This is a genomic window from Streptomyces sp. NPDC047028, from assembly GCF_040644095.1.
Taxonomy (GTDB): domain Bacteria; phylum Actinomycetota; class Actinomycetes; order Streptomycetales; family Streptomycetaceae; genus Streptomyces.
Genome location: NZ_JBEYVS010000041.1, coordinates 1 through 15,852, shown reverse-complemented (window position 1 = coordinate 15,852; position 15,852 = coordinate 1). Strand labels below are relative to the sequence as shown.

General features: G+C 70.5%; 17 protein-coding genes and 1 pseudogene. 16 read left to right on the top strand and 2 right to left on the bottom strand.

The annotated features are described in order from the left end of the window. Nucleotides 1–13: 13 nt before the first annotated feature. The 9 genes from ABZ854_RS29455 to ABZ854_RS29415 all read left to right on the top strand — a co-directional run bounded on the left by ABZ854_RS29455 (nt 14) and on the right by ABZ854_RS29415 (nt 6,511). Nucleotides 14–574 carry a hypothetical protein gene (locus tag ABZ854_RS29455; RefSeq protein ID WP_361216599.1) on the top strand — a complete coding sequence of 187 codons (561 nt, stop codon included), beginning with the start codon at nt 14–16 and terminating at the stop codon, nt 572–574. Further along, nucleotides 571–1,989 carry a hypothetical protein gene (locus tag ABZ854_RS29450; RefSeq protein ID WP_361216596.1) on the top strand — a complete coding sequence of 473 codons (1,419 nt, stop codon included), beginning with the start codon at nt 571–573 and terminating at the stop codon, nt 1,987–1,989. The genes ABZ854_RS29455 and ABZ854_RS29450 overlap by 4 nt, the downstream gene beginning before the upstream one ends. Beyond that, nucleotides 1,974–2,474, top strand: coding sequence for an inorganic diphosphatase (locus ABZ854_RS29445; RefSeq protein ID WP_361216593.1), 501 nt, complete (start codon nt 1,974–1,976; stop codon nt 2,472–2,474). The genes ABZ854_RS29450 and ABZ854_RS29445 overlap by 16 nt, the downstream gene beginning before the upstream one ends. Further along, nucleotides 2,467–3,276 (top strand): 2,3-bisphosphoglycerate-dependent phosphoglycerate mutase, encoded by an 810-nt coding sequence (locus ABZ854_RS29440; protein ID WP_361216590.1) that lies wholly within the window; start codon nt 2,467–2,469, stop codon nt 3,274–3,276. Before ABZ854_RS29445 ends, ABZ854_RS29440 begins: the two co-directional genes overlap by 8 nt. A 10-nt stretch (nt 3,277–3,286) precedes the next feature. Continuing rightward, nucleotides 3,287–4,588, top strand: a complete 1,302-nt coding sequence (gene eno / locus ABZ854_RS29435; RefSeq protein ID WP_361216588.1) for a phosphopyruvate hydratase — start codon at nt 3,287–3,289, stop codon at nt 4,586–4,588. Nucleotides 4,589–4,890: 302 nt separating this feature from the next. Next, nucleotides 4,891–5,379, top strand: a complete 489-nt coding sequence (gene crcB / locus ABZ854_RS29430) for a fluoride efflux transporter CrcB (RefSeq protein WP_361216585.1) — start codon at nt 4,891–4,893, stop codon at nt 5,377–5,379. Further along, entirely contained in the window at nt 5,376–5,726 is a 351-nt protein-coding gene (locus ABZ854_RS29425) for a DUF190 domain-containing protein (protein ID WP_361216582.1), read from the top strand. Before crcB (ABZ854_RS29430) ends, ABZ854_RS29425 begins: the two co-directional genes overlap by 4 nt. Beyond that, complete coding sequence (gene crcB / locus ABZ854_RS29420; protein WP_361216579.1) at nt 5,723–6,097, top strand: fluoride efflux transporter CrcB; 375 nt, start codon at nt 5,723–5,725, stop codon at nt 6,095–6,097. The genes ABZ854_RS29425 and crcB (ABZ854_RS29420) overlap by 4 nt, the downstream gene beginning before the upstream one ends. Nucleotides 6,098–6,172: 75 nt before the next feature. Continuing rightward, entirely contained in the window at nt 6,173–6,511 is a 339-nt protein-coding gene (locus tag ABZ854_RS29415) for a DUF190 domain-containing protein (RefSeq protein WP_361216576.1), read from the top strand. A 587-nt stretch (nt 6,512–7,098) separates the two neighbouring features. Here ABZ854_RS29415 and ABZ854_RS29410 read toward each other — a convergent pair. Then, nucleotides 7,099–7,524, bottom strand: a pseudogene (locus ABZ854_RS29410) (DUF1775 domain-containing protein); the annotation flags it as partial. Between ABZ854_RS29410 and ABZ854_RS29405 the strand changes: the two are divergent. From ABZ854_RS29405 to ABZ854_RS29375, 7 genes are all read left to right on the top strand, one after another. After that, the gene (locus tag ABZ854_RS29405) at nt 7,517–7,897 is read left to right on the top strand and encodes a putative leader peptide (RefSeq protein ID WP_361216573.1); all 381 of its coding nucleotides are present in this window, start codon (nt 7,517–7,519) and stop codon (nt 7,895–7,897) included. The pseudogene ABZ854_RS29410 and the gene ABZ854_RS29405 sit on opposite strands and share 8 nt — an antisense overlap. Nucleotides 7,898–8,164: 267 nt before the next feature. Continuing rightward, complete coding sequence (locus tag ABZ854_RS29400) at nt 8,165–9,241, top strand: ABC transporter substrate-binding protein (protein WP_361216570.1); 1,077 nt, start codon at nt 8,165–8,167, stop codon at nt 9,239–9,241. Nucleotides 9,242–9,247: 6 nt separating this feature from the next. After that, nucleotides 9,248–10,096 (top strand): ABC transporter ATP-binding protein, encoded by an 849-nt coding sequence (locus tag ABZ854_RS29395; protein ID WP_361216567.1) that lies wholly within the window; start codon nt 9,248–9,250, stop codon nt 10,094–10,096. Further along, nucleotides 10,093–11,010 (top strand): ABC transporter permease, encoded by a 918-nt coding sequence (locus ABZ854_RS29390; protein WP_361216564.1) that lies wholly within the window; start codon nt 10,093–10,095, stop codon nt 11,008–11,010. The genes ABZ854_RS29395 and ABZ854_RS29390 overlap by 4 nt, the downstream gene beginning before the upstream one ends. A 22-nt stretch (nt 11,011–11,032) precedes the next feature. After that, nucleotides 11,033–12,385 carry an LLM class flavin-dependent oxidoreductase gene (locus ABZ854_RS29385; RefSeq protein WP_361216561.1) on the top strand — a complete coding sequence of 451 codons (1,353 nt, stop codon included), beginning with the start codon at nt 11,033–11,035 and terminating at the stop codon, nt 12,383–12,385. A gap of 207 nt (nt 12,386–12,592) precedes the next feature. After that, complete coding sequence (locus tag ABZ854_RS29380) at nt 12,593–14,014, top strand: FAD-binding protein (RefSeq protein ID WP_361216558.1); 1,422 nt, start codon at nt 12,593–12,595, stop codon at nt 14,012–14,014. After that, nucleotides 13,936–14,397: a 4Fe-4S dicluster domain-containing protein gene (locus tag ABZ854_RS29375; protein ID WP_361216555.1), complete on the top strand. Its 462-nt coding sequence runs from the start codon at nt 13,936–13,938 to the stop codon at nt 14,395–14,397. The genes ABZ854_RS29380 and ABZ854_RS29375 overlap by 79 nt, the downstream gene beginning before the upstream one ends. 131 nt (nt 14,398–14,528) lie before the next feature. On the opposite strand, the gene ABZ854_RS29370 is transcribed toward ABZ854_RS29375, so the two are convergent. Continuing rightward, on the bottom strand, nt 14,529–15,731 hold the full coding sequence (locus ABZ854_RS29370) for an IS110 family transposase (RefSeq protein WP_361216552.1): 1,203 nt from the start codon (nt 15,729–15,731) through the stop codon (nt 14,529–14,531). Nucleotides 15,732–15,852: the final 121 nt, after the last annotated feature.

Below are 15,852 nucleotides of genomic sequence, written 5' to 3'. Positions count from 1 at the left end.
ACCAGGAGGAGCCATGCCCGCGCCCGCCGCCCCGTCTTCCCCGGCCGCTTCCCGCGACGCGACGGGGATGCTGCGTCGTGCCAGGCTGCTGTTGTCCTCCCGGTGGCGTCGGCGCCCGGCGCCGGCCGCGCCGACCCGCCAGGTGCAGGTGCAGGCACTGGCGGGGATCCTCGACGATGGGGTGGCCGCCCAGGAGGCCGCAGAACACGCGATCGCCGCCTGCAGTGACACGGGGTTCATCCCGTCTGCGGCCAGGGCAGAGGCGGCGGCGCAGCTCACCGTCTACCACCACCTGATCATCCGCCTGCGTGCCTTGCCCCTGGCGCGCGACCTGCTGCCGCTGGGCGAGCGCGCTTCCCGTCTGCTGGCCCACCACGAGTGGATCCTGAACCAGGCCGTCACACTCGCCCGCGCCCCTCGACGGGGTGCACGCCTCGCCGCGGGCCGCCAGCCACTGACCGGGCTCGGCACCGCGGCCGATGATCTTCGGGCGGTGCACCAGGAGGTTCATGTACTCGCCGGAAGAATAAGCGGCGAGCGAGAACAACCCCAAGGAGAGGGGGCTCCGCCATGACACCAGTGGCTCGAACTCGTTTCGCGGCCCGCCTCCTGCATCCCCGTGCCGGAAGCGGTGAGGAGGCCCTGCGGTCGTTGAGCGACGCCCGCCACCTGCTGAGCCAGGGGCTGTGTGCCATCTGCCGGGAACGCGACGACAGCGCAGGCCGCTGGCTGTCGTATTTCATCGCGGAGAGCCACACCGACCCGGGCGTCATGGCCCGGGTCACGGCAGCGGTGGGCTTCTGCCCGGCCCACACCCGCCACCTTCTGGCCGACGCCTCCGCCCCGTGGCTGCTGCCCCAGGTCCATGACGCGGCCCTGCGCGGAGGCAGCCGACTGCTGTCCGCCGCCCAGGAGGAGGGACGTTCCCCGTGCCCGGCGTGCGGCGCGAGCCGCGACGCCGCCGAACGTGGCCTCTCCGCACTGCTGCGCGTCCTTCACCAGCCCGAGATGCGCACGGCGGTGGACGGCAACACGGTGTGTCTCCAGCACCTCACCACTCTCGCCGCGCGGGCTCGGCCCAGCCAGGCCCTGTGGCTCGCCGAGACAGCCGCGGCGCGCCTCGACGAACATCCGCCGGATGTCGTGTCCCTGGCCGGCCTCGACGCGGACTCCGACCGGCGGGCGGCGCAGGCCACGCGGCTCGACCCGTTCCTGCCTTTGGAACGGGCACGGCAGAACTCCTCGGTGGTCGCCCGGTGGGAGGCCGATCTGGAGATCGGCTGCTGCCCGCTGTGCCTGGGCGAACAGCGGGCCGTGCATCGGCTGCTGCGCTGGATGGCGGCGAGCACCGGCCGCGGCGAGCCGGGTCGTGAGGAGAGCGGGCTGTGCTCCCGGCACCTCCACGAACTCACCGCCGTCGGCGGCGAGGGTGTGGCCGCGATCCTTGAGGCGAACACGGCCGCCTGGCTCGGCCGCCTGGTCCGCTTCCGCCGGCAGTTGGCCGAGGGACGTGATGCCCGCCGAGCGGCCGGCCCGGAGCTGACGCGCGCGGTGCGCTGCCGCGCCTGCAACGAGGAGAGGATGGCCGGGCGTCGTCAGCTCGCGCTGCTGGCCGCCCAGGTGCGCGAGCCGGTGGCGGAGGTTGCCTGGGCACGCACACATGGCGTCTGCCTCCGGCACGCCCTCATGCACCGCGAGACGCTGCCCGTTCCCGTCCGTACGCTGCTGGAGGCCCGTCTGGCCCAGCTGCGCTGGGAGATCGACGAGGCGCTGCGCAAACAGGACTGGCACACCCGCCACGAGGTCAAGGGTGCCGAAATGACCATAGGCCGGCGCGCGCCCACACTGCTGGACGGACGCGTCTACGCCGGCCTGCCCGCCCCATCCGCACCGCCCCGGAACCAGACCAGCGAACCGAACGAACCAGACCCCGCGCCGAAGGACGACGCGGCCGACGCAGCCCGGAGGACACAGTGGAGTTCGACGTGATCGTGGAGATCCCGCAGGGGTCCCGCAACAAGTACGAGATGGACCACGAGCTGCACCGCATCCGCCTGGACCGGCTGCTGTTCACGTCGACGAAGTACCCGGCCGACTACGGCTACATCGACGGCACGCTCGGCCGCGACGGCGACCCGCTGGACGCGCTCGTGGTCGTCGGCGAGCCGACGTTCCCGGGCTGCACCATCGAGTGCCGGGCTGTGGGCATGTTCGTCATGAAGGACGAACACGGGCCGGACGAGAAGGTGCTGTGCGTACCCGCCCACGACCCCCGGTACGTCCATGTGCAGACCATGAAGGACATCCCGGAGTTCGACCGCCTGGAGATCACCCACTTCTTCGAGGTCTACAAGGACCTGGAGCCCGGCAAGAGCGTGGAGGGCTCGCACTGGGAGGACCGGGACCAGGCCTATGCGGAGATCGAGGCGTCCCGCGCCCGGGCCGCCGACACCGCGCGGGAACTCCATGGCTGACCGACGGCCCGGCCGGGTGGGCACCCTCGTCCTGCTGCGGCACGGGCAGAGCACCACCAACGCCGACGGCCGCTTCACCGGCTGGGCCGATGTCCCCCTGACCAGGCGGGGTGAACAAGAGGCCGCGGATGCAGCCCGGTTGCTCGCCCGCCATGGGCTGCTGCCCGATGCCGTGCACACATCGGTCATGTTCCGTTCCGTTCGCAGCGCGGACATCGTGCTGGACGCCCTGGACCGGGCATGGATCCCGGTCCAGCGGACCTGGCGGCTCAACGAGCGCCAGTACGGGGCCCTGACCGGCCGCCGCAAGCACGAGGTGCGCGCCGAGGTAGGTCCGGCGCTCTACGACGACTGGCGTCGCTCCCTGCACGGCAAGCCCGCCCCGCTGCCCGACCATGCTCTGAACCGGCTTCGCGCCGACCCCCGCTACGCCGCCCTGCGCCCCGACGCGCTGCCGGCCGTGGAGAGCCTGGCCGACATGACCGCCCGGGTCACCCCGTACTGGGCCGACGCGTTCGCGCCGCAGCTGAACACCGGCGCAACCGTGTTGGTGGTCGCCCACGGCAACTCCCTGCGTGCCCTGGCCACCGTCCTGGACCGCCTGGCCGAGGACGATGTCGAGCAGCTCAACATCCCTACGGGCGCGCCCCTGCGCTATGACCTCGATGCGGCGATGCGCCCGCTGGTGCGCGGGGGAACGTATCTGAGCCCGGGTGGCGCCCTCGCCCGGGCCGTCCTGGTCGCCGCCGAAGGTCACGCTGAATCCACCTGGCGAAATCCTCGCCACTGTGCCACCGAATGAGGGAAAGATCATGCCCCTGCAGATCACGCACCTCCACGCCGTCGAGATCCTCGACTCCCGCGCCCGCCCCACCCTCGCCGTCGCCCTCACCACCGCCGACGGCACCCGCGTCCGTGCCGGCGTACCCTCCGGCGCGTCCACCGGCACCCGCGAGGCCGTCGAACTCCGGGACGGCGACATGAACCGCTACAACGGCCAGGGCGTGCTGAGAGCCGTCGGCCACGTCAACGGTGAGATTGCCCAGGCGCTCACCGGCCGCGCCTTCGCCTCGGCCATGGAGATCGACCGCGCGCTGACCGAACTGGACGGCACGGAGACGAATTCCCGGCTGGGCACGAACGCCGTCATCGGCGTCTCTCTCGCCGCGTTCCGCGCCGAAGCCGCTCTTGCCGGGCTGGAGTTGTGGCAGCACCTCGCTCACGTCGCGGGCACCACCCCGCGCCTGCCGGTGCCGCACTTCAACGTCGTCAACGGCGGCGCCCACGCCGCGAACGACCTCGACTTCCAGGAGTTCATGCTCGCCCCGATCGGCGCGCCGAGCCTGCCCGAGGCGGTCCGTGCCGGCGCCGAGGTATACGCCCGCCTCAAGGCCCGCCTGTCCGCCGACGGCCAGGCCACCGGCCTGGGCGACGAAGGCGGCTTCGCCCCCGCCATCGACCGCCCCGAGGACGTGCTGCAACTCCTGGTCGAAGCCATCAACGACGCCGGATACACCCCCGGCCGCGACGGCATCGCCATCGCTCTGGACCCGGCGGCAAGCGAGTTCCGCAACGCCACCGACAGCATGTATCACGTGGCTGGTGACGCGCTCACCAGCGACCAGCTGATCGACCGCTACGAGGCGATCATCGACCGGTTCCCGGTCTGGTCGATCGAGGACGGCCTGGCCGAGGACGACTGGGACGGCTGGGTCCGCATGACCGAGCGCCTCGGGGACCGGGTGCAGTTGATGGGCGACGACATCTTCGTCACGAACCCGGCCATCATCAGCGAGGCCATCGCCAAACAGATCGGCAACTCCGCCCTGATCAAGGTCAACCAGATCGGCACCGTCACCGAGACCCTCGACGCCATGCGTATCTGCCGCGAGGCCCGCTACACCCAGATGATCTCCCACCGCTCCGGCGAGACCGACGACGCCTTCATCGCCGACCTCGCCGTCGGCACCGGCAGCGGCCAGATCAAGTCCGGCGCCCCGGCTCGGGGCGAACGCGTCGCCAAGTACAACAGGCTGATCGACATCGCCGAGAGCCGGACAGGGGCCGATGCCGCGCTGCCCTACACCCCACCGGAGTCCTGGATCACCACGTAGAGGCCATCGGCACCGTCCGGGCGCGGTTGCGGCGAGCCCCAGCGCCCCCAGCCTGCCGTGTCCGGCAGGAGCGCGCCGCCCTCAAGGAGCAGAGGAGGAAGCTCGCTCCTACGGACGGAGCAGAGCCCGGCCAAGTGCTGGAGGACCGCACGCTACGCTGGTGTGTCTGCGGCGACCTGTGTGGCCGCGCGGCGGTGGGGCCCGCCGTACCCAACCGCGGCAACGGCGCCGCCAACGGTCCCTGCTTGCTACACGAGCGCGCCCACATCCCTGCCGGGCGCAGTGCGAGTAGGAGACATTGCATGGGAGAGGCCCGATCCCAAGTGCTAGGCGAACCCACCGACCCCGACGTCGATCTTCACGTTCCCGCGCAGCGGCGTGAACTGCGCCGCGGGCAGTGGCCGATCATCGCCGCCGTGGCGCTCGGCGGCGCTATCGGAGCCTCGGCCCGCTACGGGGCCTCCCTGCTGTGGCCGACCGCGCCCGGGACGTTCCCCTGGACCACCCTCGTGGTGAACGTGATCGGCTGCGGTGTCATCGGCATGTTCATGGTGATCATCACCGACGTGTGGGCGGCCCACCGGCTGGTGCGGCCCTTCTTCGGCACCGGCGTCCTGGGCGGATTCACCACCTTCTCCACCTACGCGGTAGACGTCCAGCGCCTCGTCGACGGCCGCCACGCCGCCACCGGCCTGGCGTATCTGGCCGCCACCATGCTGGCCGCGCTGGCCACCGTGTGGGCGACGGCGAACCTGACCCGCCGAGTGATCGAGTGGAGGGAACACCGATGACCCGACTGACCGGCAGTGCACTGAGAGTGACGATCTTCATCGGGGAGAACGACACCTGGCACCACAAGCCCCTCTTCTCCGAGATCGTGCACCGCGCGCACAGGGCGGGCCTGGCCGGCGCGAGCGTCTTCCGCGGCATCGAGGGCTTCGGCGCGACCTCGTTGATCCACACCTCCCGGCTGCTGTCGCTGAGCGAGGACCTGCCCATCGCGGTCGTCATCGTCGACACCGAGGACCGCGTCCGTGCCTTCCTGCCCCAACTTGACGAGCTGGTCGGCCAGGGAATGGTGATCTTGGACGACTGCGAAGTCATCCGCTACGTCGGCGGTACGAAGGAGAGCAAGTGAACTGGCTGCTGGTCATAGCCGGGGCCATGGCCGGAGCCCCGCTGCGCTATCTGACCGACCGCACGGTGCAGTCCAAGCACGACACCGTTTTCCCCTGGGGCACCTTCACCGTCAACGTCATCGGCTGCCTCACCCTCGGCCTGATCACCGGAGCGGTCGCCGCAGGCGGCGCCTCCTCCCAGGTCCAGCTCCTGCTCGGCACGGGCCTTTGCGGGGCGCTGACGACGTACTCGACCTTGTCGTACGAGACGCTGCGGCTGGCCGAGGAGGGCGCCCGCTTCTTCGCGGCGGCCAACGTGGCCGCCAGCATCGTCGCCGGTCTCGGTGCGGCCTTCGCCGGAGCCGCGCTCGCCCAGTCGATCTGGGCCTGACCGCCGCACCCCCCTCCCCGGCACCAGCATCCACCAGTACTGTGACTGACGTCACATCGGCGAGGGGGTATCGCGATGGCGATTGAGGAAATCTCGGCACGGCTGACCATCCACCTGTCCGCGAACGCCGTGTGGCACCATAAACCCGCATACGCCGAGATCGTGCACCGAGCCCACAGACGGGGCCTGGCCGGGGCCAGCGTCTTCCACGGCTTCGAGGGCTACGGCACCCACATGACCATCCACGAGGACAAGCCCTCCCGGCTCCGTGCACACGGCCCGTGCGCGGTCGTACTCGTAGACTCCGAGGTACGGCTACACGCCTTCCTTGAGACCCTGGAGGACATCCTCACTGTCAACGGCGTAGCCGTTCTCGACCGAGTGAGCGTCCACCGTTCCGGACGGCGCCAGTAGTCAGGCTGCACATGACGTTCTCTGTCCAAAAGCCCCGCGGGGCAGTCGTGCCGTGGCGAACGGAAGCAGAGCGGAGCCCCCGCACAGACAAGGCCGAGTTGGACGCCACACCGAACAAGGGCGCCGAGAACCGAGCGCGCAGGAAGTGACTCCGCGCCGAGCTCGGCGCAATTGCCCCCCTTCCGCCGGATCACCGGTCCTGAACACCCAGCCCCACATCCCCAACACACTCCGGGCGGCATCGACCCTCGCCATCGCCCAGCAGGTGATGCCCGCCTTCAACCCGGCTGCTCACGTGGAGCTGTTGCCGGGTCGGAGGTGGGCGGTTCGCACCGGCCACGGCGCCTCTTGTGGTGAAGCCCGAGAACGTCGAGACCGGACCGCATGCCGGTGAGCAGCTTGCGGACGGCAGTCTCGGGGCCCTGCCAGGAGAACCGCTCCCGGTAGTCGAGCGGTGGGATTCCCAGGAGACGGGTGGGCGAGGGGTACGGCCCCTGGAGCGGTCTTGTGGCGTGCGCCACATGCAGGGCGACCGCTCGACGGAGTTGTGCTCTGCTGGCTGCTCACCATCGGCAGGGCACACCCCCTCACTCGGGCCGGGCACCGCCGGAGCGGCTACGCACGATGGCGAAGGCTGCTGCGGCCAGGCCCAGTACGCCCACGACCAGCCCGGCCACGCCGAAACCGCGGGCGGTGGAGTCGGTGCTGTCGGAGGCGGAGGTCTTCTGGCCGGGCGCAGAGGCGGTCAGCGCACCCGCCTGGTCCGACGCGTTCTTCGCGGTGAGCTTGAGGACCAGGGTCGGGTGCCGGGTTCTCCGGCTCTTCGCCGCTCTGCGCCGCCTCCTCGATCCAGCTGACGGTCTTGCCGTCGGAGTAGGTCGGGAGCGTCTTGAAGGTCTGCTGGTCGGTGTCCTCGGGCAGCTGGCCGAAGGCGACATCGAAGTCTCGTAGTGCCCGGGGTCGATCTTGCCGCCGGTCCAGGTGATCTCGGAGACGGCGTCGGTGATGGTGCCGCCTGGCGCCGAGCAGGGCGCCACAGCATTGCCGTGGGCCTCCGGCCTGCCTCCTACGAGCCCTTCACCTGCCCGCTCGACCTCTTCGGCATCGCCTGACCAGCAGACTCACAAGGTCATGAGACTTTGCAACACCCCTGGGGGCCCGGACGCTTCATCCCGGCCGTGGTGGCGCGCAGCGGCTCAATTGTTAAGCGGATGCTGCCCCCGTATGACAGAACAACCAGGATGTGAGACGAACGCGGCTCCGTCGTTGACGTGGCTGATTGCCGCTGCCAGCCTTTCGGATGTGAGCCAGCCGGAGAAATTGACCGCGCGCCTGCACGTCGACCTGCGACGCCAGGCCAGTGCCATCTGTGCCGTCGGCTGCTGATTCTTTCGGCCTGCGCCGGTAAACCCGTCGGTTTCCCGCCGTACCTGATGCGGGGAAAGGTCTGGGGCGGGCACGTCTGTCGCTGGTCCAGCAGGACTGTTTCCACCGTCGCGCGGCGCCCGCCTGTTTCCTGTGTAGCTCGCCAAAAGCCTCTCCGGCTTTCCGGTCTCTCCTCCTTTCTCCTTCCCTGCCCTGATGCGGAATTCCGTTCCCAGGTGACTTCCGCACGCCCGCTCCACCCGCCCGATTCGGACAGGACCGTATTCCATGAGCAAGTTGACCTCTCTCGCGAACCGACGCCAGTTCCTCACGCTGATGGGCCTTTCGGCGGCCGCGGTCGGCTGCGGCACGGCGCTCGGCAGCGGCGGCTCGGACAAGGGCCGGACGAAGACGGTGCGTTACCAGGGGTGGGCCGGCACCGTCACGCTCCCCGAACTCGCCGAGGACCTCGGCTACCTCCAAGACGTGAAGCTGAAGTGGGTCGGCAACACGATCAGTGGGCCGCAGGACATCCAGTCGGCGGCCACCGGGCAGATCGACGTGGGCGGCGCGTTCAACGGGGCCGTCGTCAAGCTCGCCTCACGCAACGCGAAGATCAAGGCCGTCATCAGCTACTACGGCGTCGACGCCCGCGCCTACAACGGCTACTACGTCCTGGACGACAGCCCGATCCGATCGGCCCGGGGCCTGGTGGGCAAGAAGGTCGGGATGAACACCCTGGGCGCGCACGCCGAGGCGATGCTGGACATCTATCTGAAGAGACAGGGGCTGTCCCAGGCGGACATCGGGAAGGTGGAGCCACTGGCCCTGCCCCCGGTCAACACCGAGGAGTCACTGCGCCAGAAGCAGATAGAGGTGGCCGTCCTCGGCGGCGTCCTGCGCGACAGGGCGCTCGCCACGGGTGGCATACGGCCCCTGTTCACGGACTACAGGCTGCTCGGGGCGTTCTCCGCCGGCACCTATGTGATGACCGACCGGTTCCTGGAACAGAACCCGGACACCGCGCGCACCTTCGTCACGGCGGTCGCGCGGGCCATCGAGTGGGCCCGCGTCAGGCCGCGCGAGGAGGTCATCGCCCGTATGACCGAGATCGTCGAGAAGCGCGGGCGCAACGAGGACACCGCCCCGCTGAAGTACTGGCAGTCCTTCGGCGTGGCCGAGACCGCCGGGCGCGTCACCGACAAGGAACTCCAGTTGTGGATCGACTGGCTCGGTGACCGCGGCGACATCCCGAAGGGCCAGGTCACGGCATCCAAGCTCTACACCAACGAGTTCAACGCCTACCGGCCGTCCAGCGGTTCGCCGTCGGGGGCCGCCACTTCCTCCAGTCAGAGCGGGAGTTGATCCGCCATGCCGGAAACCATCACACCGAAGATCGAGTTCGAGCGCGTGAGCAAGACGTTCGCCGCCCGCACCGGTGCCGGGCGTCGTCGCGGCGCCGGCGCGGGCAGCGAGTTCACCGCCCTCGACGGCATCGACCTGCGTGTCGACGCGGGGGAGTTCGTGGTCGTCGTGGGACCGAGCGGGTGCGGCAAGTCGACCCTGCTGGACCTGCTGGGCGGCCTCAGCCGACCGACCGGGGGGCGCATCCTGCTCGACGGGCGTCCCGTGACCGGGCCGGGGCTGGACCGCGGGATCGTGTTCCAGCAGTACGCCCTGTTGCCCTGGCGCACCGCACTGGGCAACGTCGAGTTCGGTCTGGAGGCGACCGGCGTACCGCGCCGCGAACGGGTCGCACGGGCCCGTGAGTACCTGGACCTGGTGGGGCTCTCCGGGTTCGAGGACCGCCACCCGCAGGAACTGTCCGGCGGGATGCGCCAGCGCGTGGCGATCGCCCGCTCGCTCGCCTACGACCCGGACGTGCTGCTGATGGACGAGCCGTTCGCCGCGCTGGACGCCCAGACCCGGGAGTCCCTCCAGGACCAGCTGCTGCGCATCTGGCAGCGCACCGGCAAGACGGTCGTCTTCATCACCCACGGCATCGAGGAGGCTGTCTACCTGGGGCAGCGGGTGGCCGTGATGACTTCCAGGCCGGGCCGGATCAAGCAGGTCGTGCCGATCACCCTCGACTCCCGCACCACCACGGACGACCTGCGCTCCAGTCCCGGGTTCGCACGCTACCGGCACCAGATCTGGTCCCTGCTGCACGACGAGGTCACCAGGGCCCAGCAGTTGGAGAAGGAGGAGGTCGCCGTATGAGCACCGCACGTGGTTCCGCCGCGGACCTTGCGCCACCGCCGTCCGAGGAACGACAAGAACTCCATCGGGAGCGGCCGGACCCGCACCCGACGCCCCCCGCCGGCGGCGCGGCGAAAGCCAGGCCCGTCCGCCGCGGTCTCGCTCGGCTGCGGCGCGCCGCGCTGACCGCCGTCACCAAGTCGGCCGCGATCCTCGCCCTGCTGCTCCTGTGGGAGCTGGCTCCCCGCCTCGGCCTCGTCGACCGCACCTTTCTGCCGCCGTTCAGCGAGGTCGCACGGGCCTGGTGGGACCTCGCAGCCGACGGGCAGCTCGTCACCAACGCGCGGGCCAGCCTGGCGCGCTCCTTCACCGGGTTCGGGCTGGCCGTCGCCGTGGCCGTTCCGCTCGGCCTGCTGATCGGCTGGTACCGGCCTGTCGCCGACCTGCTCGGTCCGCTGCTGGAGGTCTTCCGCAACACGGCCGCACTGGCCCTGCTGCCCGTGTTCGTGCTCCTGCTCGGTATCGGGGAGACGTCGAAGATCTCCATCGTCGTCTACGCGTGCACCTGGCCGATCCTGCTCAACACCATCAGCGCGGTGCGCAACGTCGACCCGACCCTGGTGCGCCTTGCACGGTCCATGGACCTGTCCGCCCCCCGGCTGTTCCAGAAGGTGATCCTGCCCGCCTCGGTGCCCACCATCTTCACCGGGGTCCGCCTGGCGGGGGCGGTGTCCATCCTCGTCCTCGTGGCTGCCGAGATGATCGGCGCGAAGGCCGGCCTCGGTTACCTGATCAACGCCTCGCAGTACAACTTCGCCATTCCGCAGATGTACGCGGGGATCATCACCATCTCCGCGATCGGCGTGGCCTTCAACCAGCTCCTGGTCGCTGCCGAACGCCGCCTGAGTTCCTGGCGCGTTCCCGCCGCCCACTGACCACGAACCAGAGGACTTCGCCATGCCCACCCCCAGTGCGGCTCCCCGCCGTCTCCACCTCAACGCGTTCCTGATGAACGCAGGCCACCACGACGCGGCCTGGCGCCACCCGCGTACCCAGCCCGAGCGCGTCACCGACGTTGCCTACTTCCAGCAGCTCGCCCGGACCGCCGAACGCGGAAAACTGGACTCGATCTTCTTCGCCGACGGCCTCGCCCTGTGGGGCAAGGTGAAGCACAACGCGCTCGGCGGCTTCGAACCCCTGACCCTGCTGTCCGCCCTCGCCACCGTGACCGAGCGCATCGGCCTGATCGCCACCGTGTCCACCACCTTCAACGAGCCGTTCCACACCGCCCGCAAGTTCGCCTCACTCGACCACATCAGCGGCGGCCGGGCCGGCTGGAACATCGTCACCTCCGGCACGGTCGACGAGGCCCGCAACTTCGGGCAGGACGAGCACCTCGAACACCGGCTGCGCTACGACCGGGCGCGGGAGTTCGTCGACGTCGCCACCAAGCTGTGGGACAGCTGGGAGGACGACGCGGTCCTGCTTGACCGGGAGAACGGCGTCTACGCCGACACCGGCAAGGTGCGTCCCATCGACCACCGGGGCGAGTACTTCGGGGTGCGGGGCCCCCTGAACGTCCAGCGCACCCCGCAGGGCCACCCGCTGCTGGTGCAGGCCGGGTCCTCCGAGGACGGCAAGGAGTTCGCCGCCCAGTACGCCGAGGCCGTCTTCACCGCCCAGCAGACCCTCGCCGACGCCCAGTCCTTCCACAAGGACCTGAAGGGCCGGCTCGCCCGGTACGGCCGCTCCGAGGGCGGCCTGAAGATCCTGCCGGGCATCTGCCCCGTCATCGGGTCGACGGAGGCGGAGGCCCGCGCCCTGGAACAGGAGCTCACCGACCTCCAGGTGCCGGAGTACGGGCTCGCCCAGCTGTCCGGAATGCTCGGCACCGACCTGACCGGCCTGCCCCTGGACGGACCGCTGCCCGAACTCCCCGAGGAGCGGGACATCAACGGCAACAAGAGCCGCTTCACCCTGGTCGCCGAACTCGCCCGCCGCGACGGCCTCACCTTGCGCGAGCTGACCGCGAGGCTCGGCGGCGGTCGCGGGCACCGTGTCTTCGCCGGAACACCCGAGCAGATCGCCGACCAGCTCCAGGAGTGGTTCACCCAGGGCGCGGCCGACGGTTTCAACGTCATGCCCCCGCACCTGCCCGGCGGCCTGGAGGACTTCGTCGACCAGGTGGTGCCGATCCTTCAGGAGCGCGGTCTGTTCCGCACCGAGTACACCGGGCGCACCCTGCGCGAGCACTACGGGCTGCCCCGGCCCGCGGTCCGGTCCGCGACGGTCGCGGGAGCGGCGTCGTAACCGGGCTCGACCTGACCACCGACGTGCTGGTGGTGGGGCGGCGGCCCGGCCGCCGCCTGGGCCGCGCTCAAGGCGGCCCAGGCCGGCGCGGAGGTCGTCCTTCCTCGCCGACAAGGGCCACTGCGGCACCAGCTGCGCGACCGCGTCGGCCGGTACCGGCGTCTGGTACGTGCCACCGGACCCGGCCGCGCGGGAGGCGAGGCGGCCATGGCGAGCAGGGAGCGGCTCGGCGGCTGTCTGGACGACCGGCGCTGGAAGGAACGCGTCCTGGACCAGACGTACGCGGGCGTCAACGAGCTGGCCGCCGCCGGCCGCTACCCCTTCCCGACCGGCCCGGACGGCAGCCAGCTCCGCAACGGGCTCCAGGGCCCCGAGTACATGCGGCGCATGCGCATCCGCGTCCAACGCGCGGGGGCCCGCATCCTCGACCACAGCCCGGTCACCGAACTCCTCACGGATCCGTCGGGGGCTCCTGCCGGGGCCCGCGGCTGGCGGCGGCAGGCTGGGGAGACGTACCGGGTCCGCGCGGGCGCGGTGGCTGTGGCCACCGGAGGCTGCTCGTTCCTCAGCGGTGCGCTCGGCTGCAACGTCAACACCGATGACGGGGCGCTGCTGGCCGCCGAGACGGGTGCGGAGCTGTCGGGGATGGAGTTCTCCAACGCCTACGGCATCGCGCCCGAGGGCACCTCGGTCACCAAGACCGCGTTCTACTCGTTCGCGACGTTCTACCGGGCCGACGGCACCGTCCTGGAAAGCGCGGCGAGCCAGGGCGGCCGGTCGGTGATCGCCCGCACGCTGCTGCACGAGAAGGTGTACTGCCGCATCGACCGCGCCGACGACCAGGCCCGCAGGGCGATGCGGCTGGCCCAGCCGAACTTCTTCCTCCCCTTCGACCGGCTCGGCATCGACCCGTTCACCGAACGCTTCGCGATCACCCTGCTCGCCGAGGGCACCGTGCGCGGCACCGGCGGCATCCGCATCACCGGCGACGACTGCTCCACCACCGTCCCCGGCCTCTACGCCGCCGGGGACGCCACCACCCGCGAGCTGATCTGCGGCGGCTTCACCGGCGGCGGCAGCCACAACGCCGCCTGGGCCATCTCCTCGGGCACCTGGGCCGGCAAGGGCGCCGCCCGCCACGCGCTCTCCCTCGGCTTCCGCGCCGCCACCCGGCGCCTACAGCCGACCGGAGGCACCGGGCTCCGGCCTACCGGGACACCCGGATCCGAGGGTGCCCATCGCGACGTGATCGCGTCGGTTCAGGCAGAGGTGCTGCCGTACGACAGGAACTACCGGCGCCACGGCAACACCCTCGCCGCCTCGCTCACGGCGCTCAACGCCATTTGGCGCGAGGCACGCGCCACCCTGCACGCCTCCGGCGCCGACGTCGTGCGCGCCCGCGAGGCCGCCGCGATGGCCGCGCACGCCCGCTGGATGTACGCCTCGGCGCTCGCCCGCACCGAGAGCCGGGGCATGGCGCGGCGCCTGGACTTCCCCGAGCAGGACCCTTTGCAGCGTCATCGCATCGTCAGTGGCGGCCTGGACGAGGTGTGGTCCCGTCCCGAACCCGTGCCCGTCCCGGCCAGGCTCCCGACCGGGCCGGCTGCTGTGCCGGAGGCGGCCTGGTGATCGAACTTGTCTCTGCCGAGCGGTGCATCGCCTGTGACAAGTGCGTCGATGTGTGCCCGACGAACGTCTTCGACCGCCGCCCGGACGGCGTACCCGTGCTGGCCCGTCACGGCGACTGCCAGACCTGCTTCCAGTGCGAGGCGAACTGCCCCGCCGACGTCCTGTACGTGGCGCCACAGGCCAGCCCGCTCACCGCGGACCCGCCGCCCGGGGTCCGGACGCCCTGGACCGCGCGGGCCTGCTCGGCAGTTACCGCCGCCACATCGGCTGGGGGTACGGGCGTGTCCCCGGCGCGAGCCTGGCCGTCGGACCGACTCTCGCCACGCCGGGGAGCCGGGGACAGGCGCCGCCCACCACCTCCTGAGCGGCACGCAGACCCGTGAGGCACGGGGAAACCACAGGCCGCTACAGCTTTGAGATGGCTGTCTCACATGCCGGGCCTTTGTTTACAAAGTCCATCGATTAGCTATACAAACAGGCCATCGCATCAACTGAAGGAGTCTCAATGACGAAGTCAAGCCGCTTGCGTGACCGGCGGGGCGGAGGTGAAGATCCGTCCGTCACGCAGCAACGCCCAGAGCACGCCGGCTCGTCGGCGGGCCAAGGCGATGACGGCCTGGACGTGCTTGCAGCCCTCGCTACGTTTCTTGAGGTAGAAGTCCCGGTTCGGCCCTTCGCGGACGATGCTGGACTGCGCGGACATGTAGAACACTCTGCGCAGGCGGCGGCTGTAGCGCTTGGGCCGATGCAGGTTGCCGGTACGCCGGCCGGAGTCACGCGGGACCGGCACCAGCCCTGCCGCCGAGGCCAGGTGGCCGGCGTCCGTGTAGGCCGACAGGTCACCGGCGGCGACGATGAATTCGGCGCCGAGGATGGGGCCCATGCCAGGCAGGGACTCGATGATCTCCGCGTGGGGGTGGCTGCGGAACGTCTCGCGTATCTGTTTGTCGATCCGCTTCACACGATCATCCAAGGCCAAGGTCTGGGCTGCCAGGTCGGCGACGAGCCGCGAGGCGACTTCCTCGCCGGGCAGCACAGTCTGCTGGGCCTGAGCTGCTTCCAGTGCCGTTGCGGCCACCATGTCAGCGCCGCGGACACCGCGGTTGGCCAGCCAGGCCGTCAGCCTTGCGCGGCCGCGTCGGCGGATCGCCGCCGGGGTCTGGTAACCGGTCAGCAGCACGAGGGCGCCCTTGTGGGCGGAGTAGTCGAACGCCCGCTCCAGTGCAGGGAAGACGCCGGTCAGCACGTCCCGCAGACGGTTGATCATCCGCACCCGGTCGGCCATCAGGTCCGTGCGGTGCGCGGTCAGCAACGCAAGATCGGCGGCGAGCTGGGCAGGTACGTCGATCGCCGCGAAGTCGTTGCGGTGGCGGGCGGTTTCGGCGATGACGTAGGCGTCGCGGGCGTCGGTCTTCGCCTCACCGCGGTAGGCGCCGGACATGCGGTTGACTGTACGGCCGGGCACGTAGACGGCCCGCTGACCGTGGGCAGCCAGCAGAGCCAGCAGCAGCGCGGAGGACGTCCCGGAGATGTCCACCGCCCAGTGCGCTTGGTCCGCAAGGCTCAGGACCTCGCCGAGCGCGGTCAGGATCGCCGACTCGTCATTGTCGATCTTCTTCGACCACAACGTGGCGCCGGTCTCGTCGACCACAGCCGCCCAGTGGTGGCCCTTGCCTGCGTCGACACCTACCCAGACCTGCGCTTTCCGCTCACTCACTCGCCCCTCCTCGCGCCGTTCGGCATGCCGTCGGCCCGAGGAACACCCCGCTGTCATCTCCGTAATCAGCGACCGCACAAGGCGCGCACATCTCAATCAGCAGCCAGGGCGCCCCGGAGAA

Bases quoted from the DNA above. Each gene is read 5' to 3' on its own strand.
- ABZ854_RS29455 (WP_361216599.1), top strand. From the start codon at position 14: ATGCCCGCGCCCGCCGCCCCGTCTTCCCCGGCCGCTTCCCGCGACGCG.
- ABZ854_RS29450 (WP_361216596.1), top strand. From the start codon at position 571: ATGACACCAGTGGCTCGAACTCGTTTCGCGGCCCGCCTCCTGCATCCC.
- ABZ854_RS29440 (WP_361216590.1), top strand. From the start codon at position 2,467: ATGGCTGACCGACGGCCCGGCCGGGTGGGCACCCTCGTCCTGCTGCGG.
- eno (WP_361216588.1), top strand. From the start codon at position 3,287: ATGCCCCTGCAGATCACGCACCTCCACGCCGTCGAGATCCTCGACTCC.
- crcB (WP_361216585.1), top strand. From the start codon at position 4,891: ATGGGAGAGGCCCGATCCCAAGTGCTAGGCGAACCCACCGACCCCGAC.
- ABZ854_RS29425 (WP_361216582.1), top strand. From the start codon at position 5,376: ATGACCCGACTGACCGGCAGTGCACTGAGAGTGACGATCTTCATCGGG.
- ABZ854_RS29415 (WP_361216576.1), top strand. From the start codon at position 6,173: ATGGCGATTGAGGAAATCTCGGCACGGCTGACCATCCACCTGTCCGCG.
- ABZ854_RS29405 (WP_361216573.1), top strand. From the start codon at position 7,517: ATGGTGCCGCCTGGCGCCGAGCAGGGCGCCACAGCATTGCCGTGGGCC.
- ABZ854_RS29400 (WP_361216570.1), top strand. From the start codon at position 8,165: ATGAGCAAGTTGACCTCTCTCGCGAACCGACGCCAGTTCCTCACGCTG.
- ABZ854_RS29395 (WP_361216567.1), top strand. From the start codon at position 9,248: ATGCCGGAAACCATCACACCGAAGATCGAGTTCGAGCGCGTGAGCAAG.
- ABZ854_RS29390 (WP_361216564.1), top strand. From the start codon at position 10,093: ATGAGCACCGCACGTGGTTCCGCCGCGGACCTTGCGCCACCGCCGTCC.
- ABZ854_RS29385 (WP_361216561.1), top strand. From the start codon at position 11,033: ATGCCCACCCCCAGTGCGGCTCCCCGCCGTCTCCACCTCAACGCGTTC.
- ABZ854_RS29380 (WP_361216558.1), top strand. From the start codon at position 12,593: ATGGCGAGCAGGGAGCGGCTCGGCGGCTGTCTGGACGACCGGCGCTGG.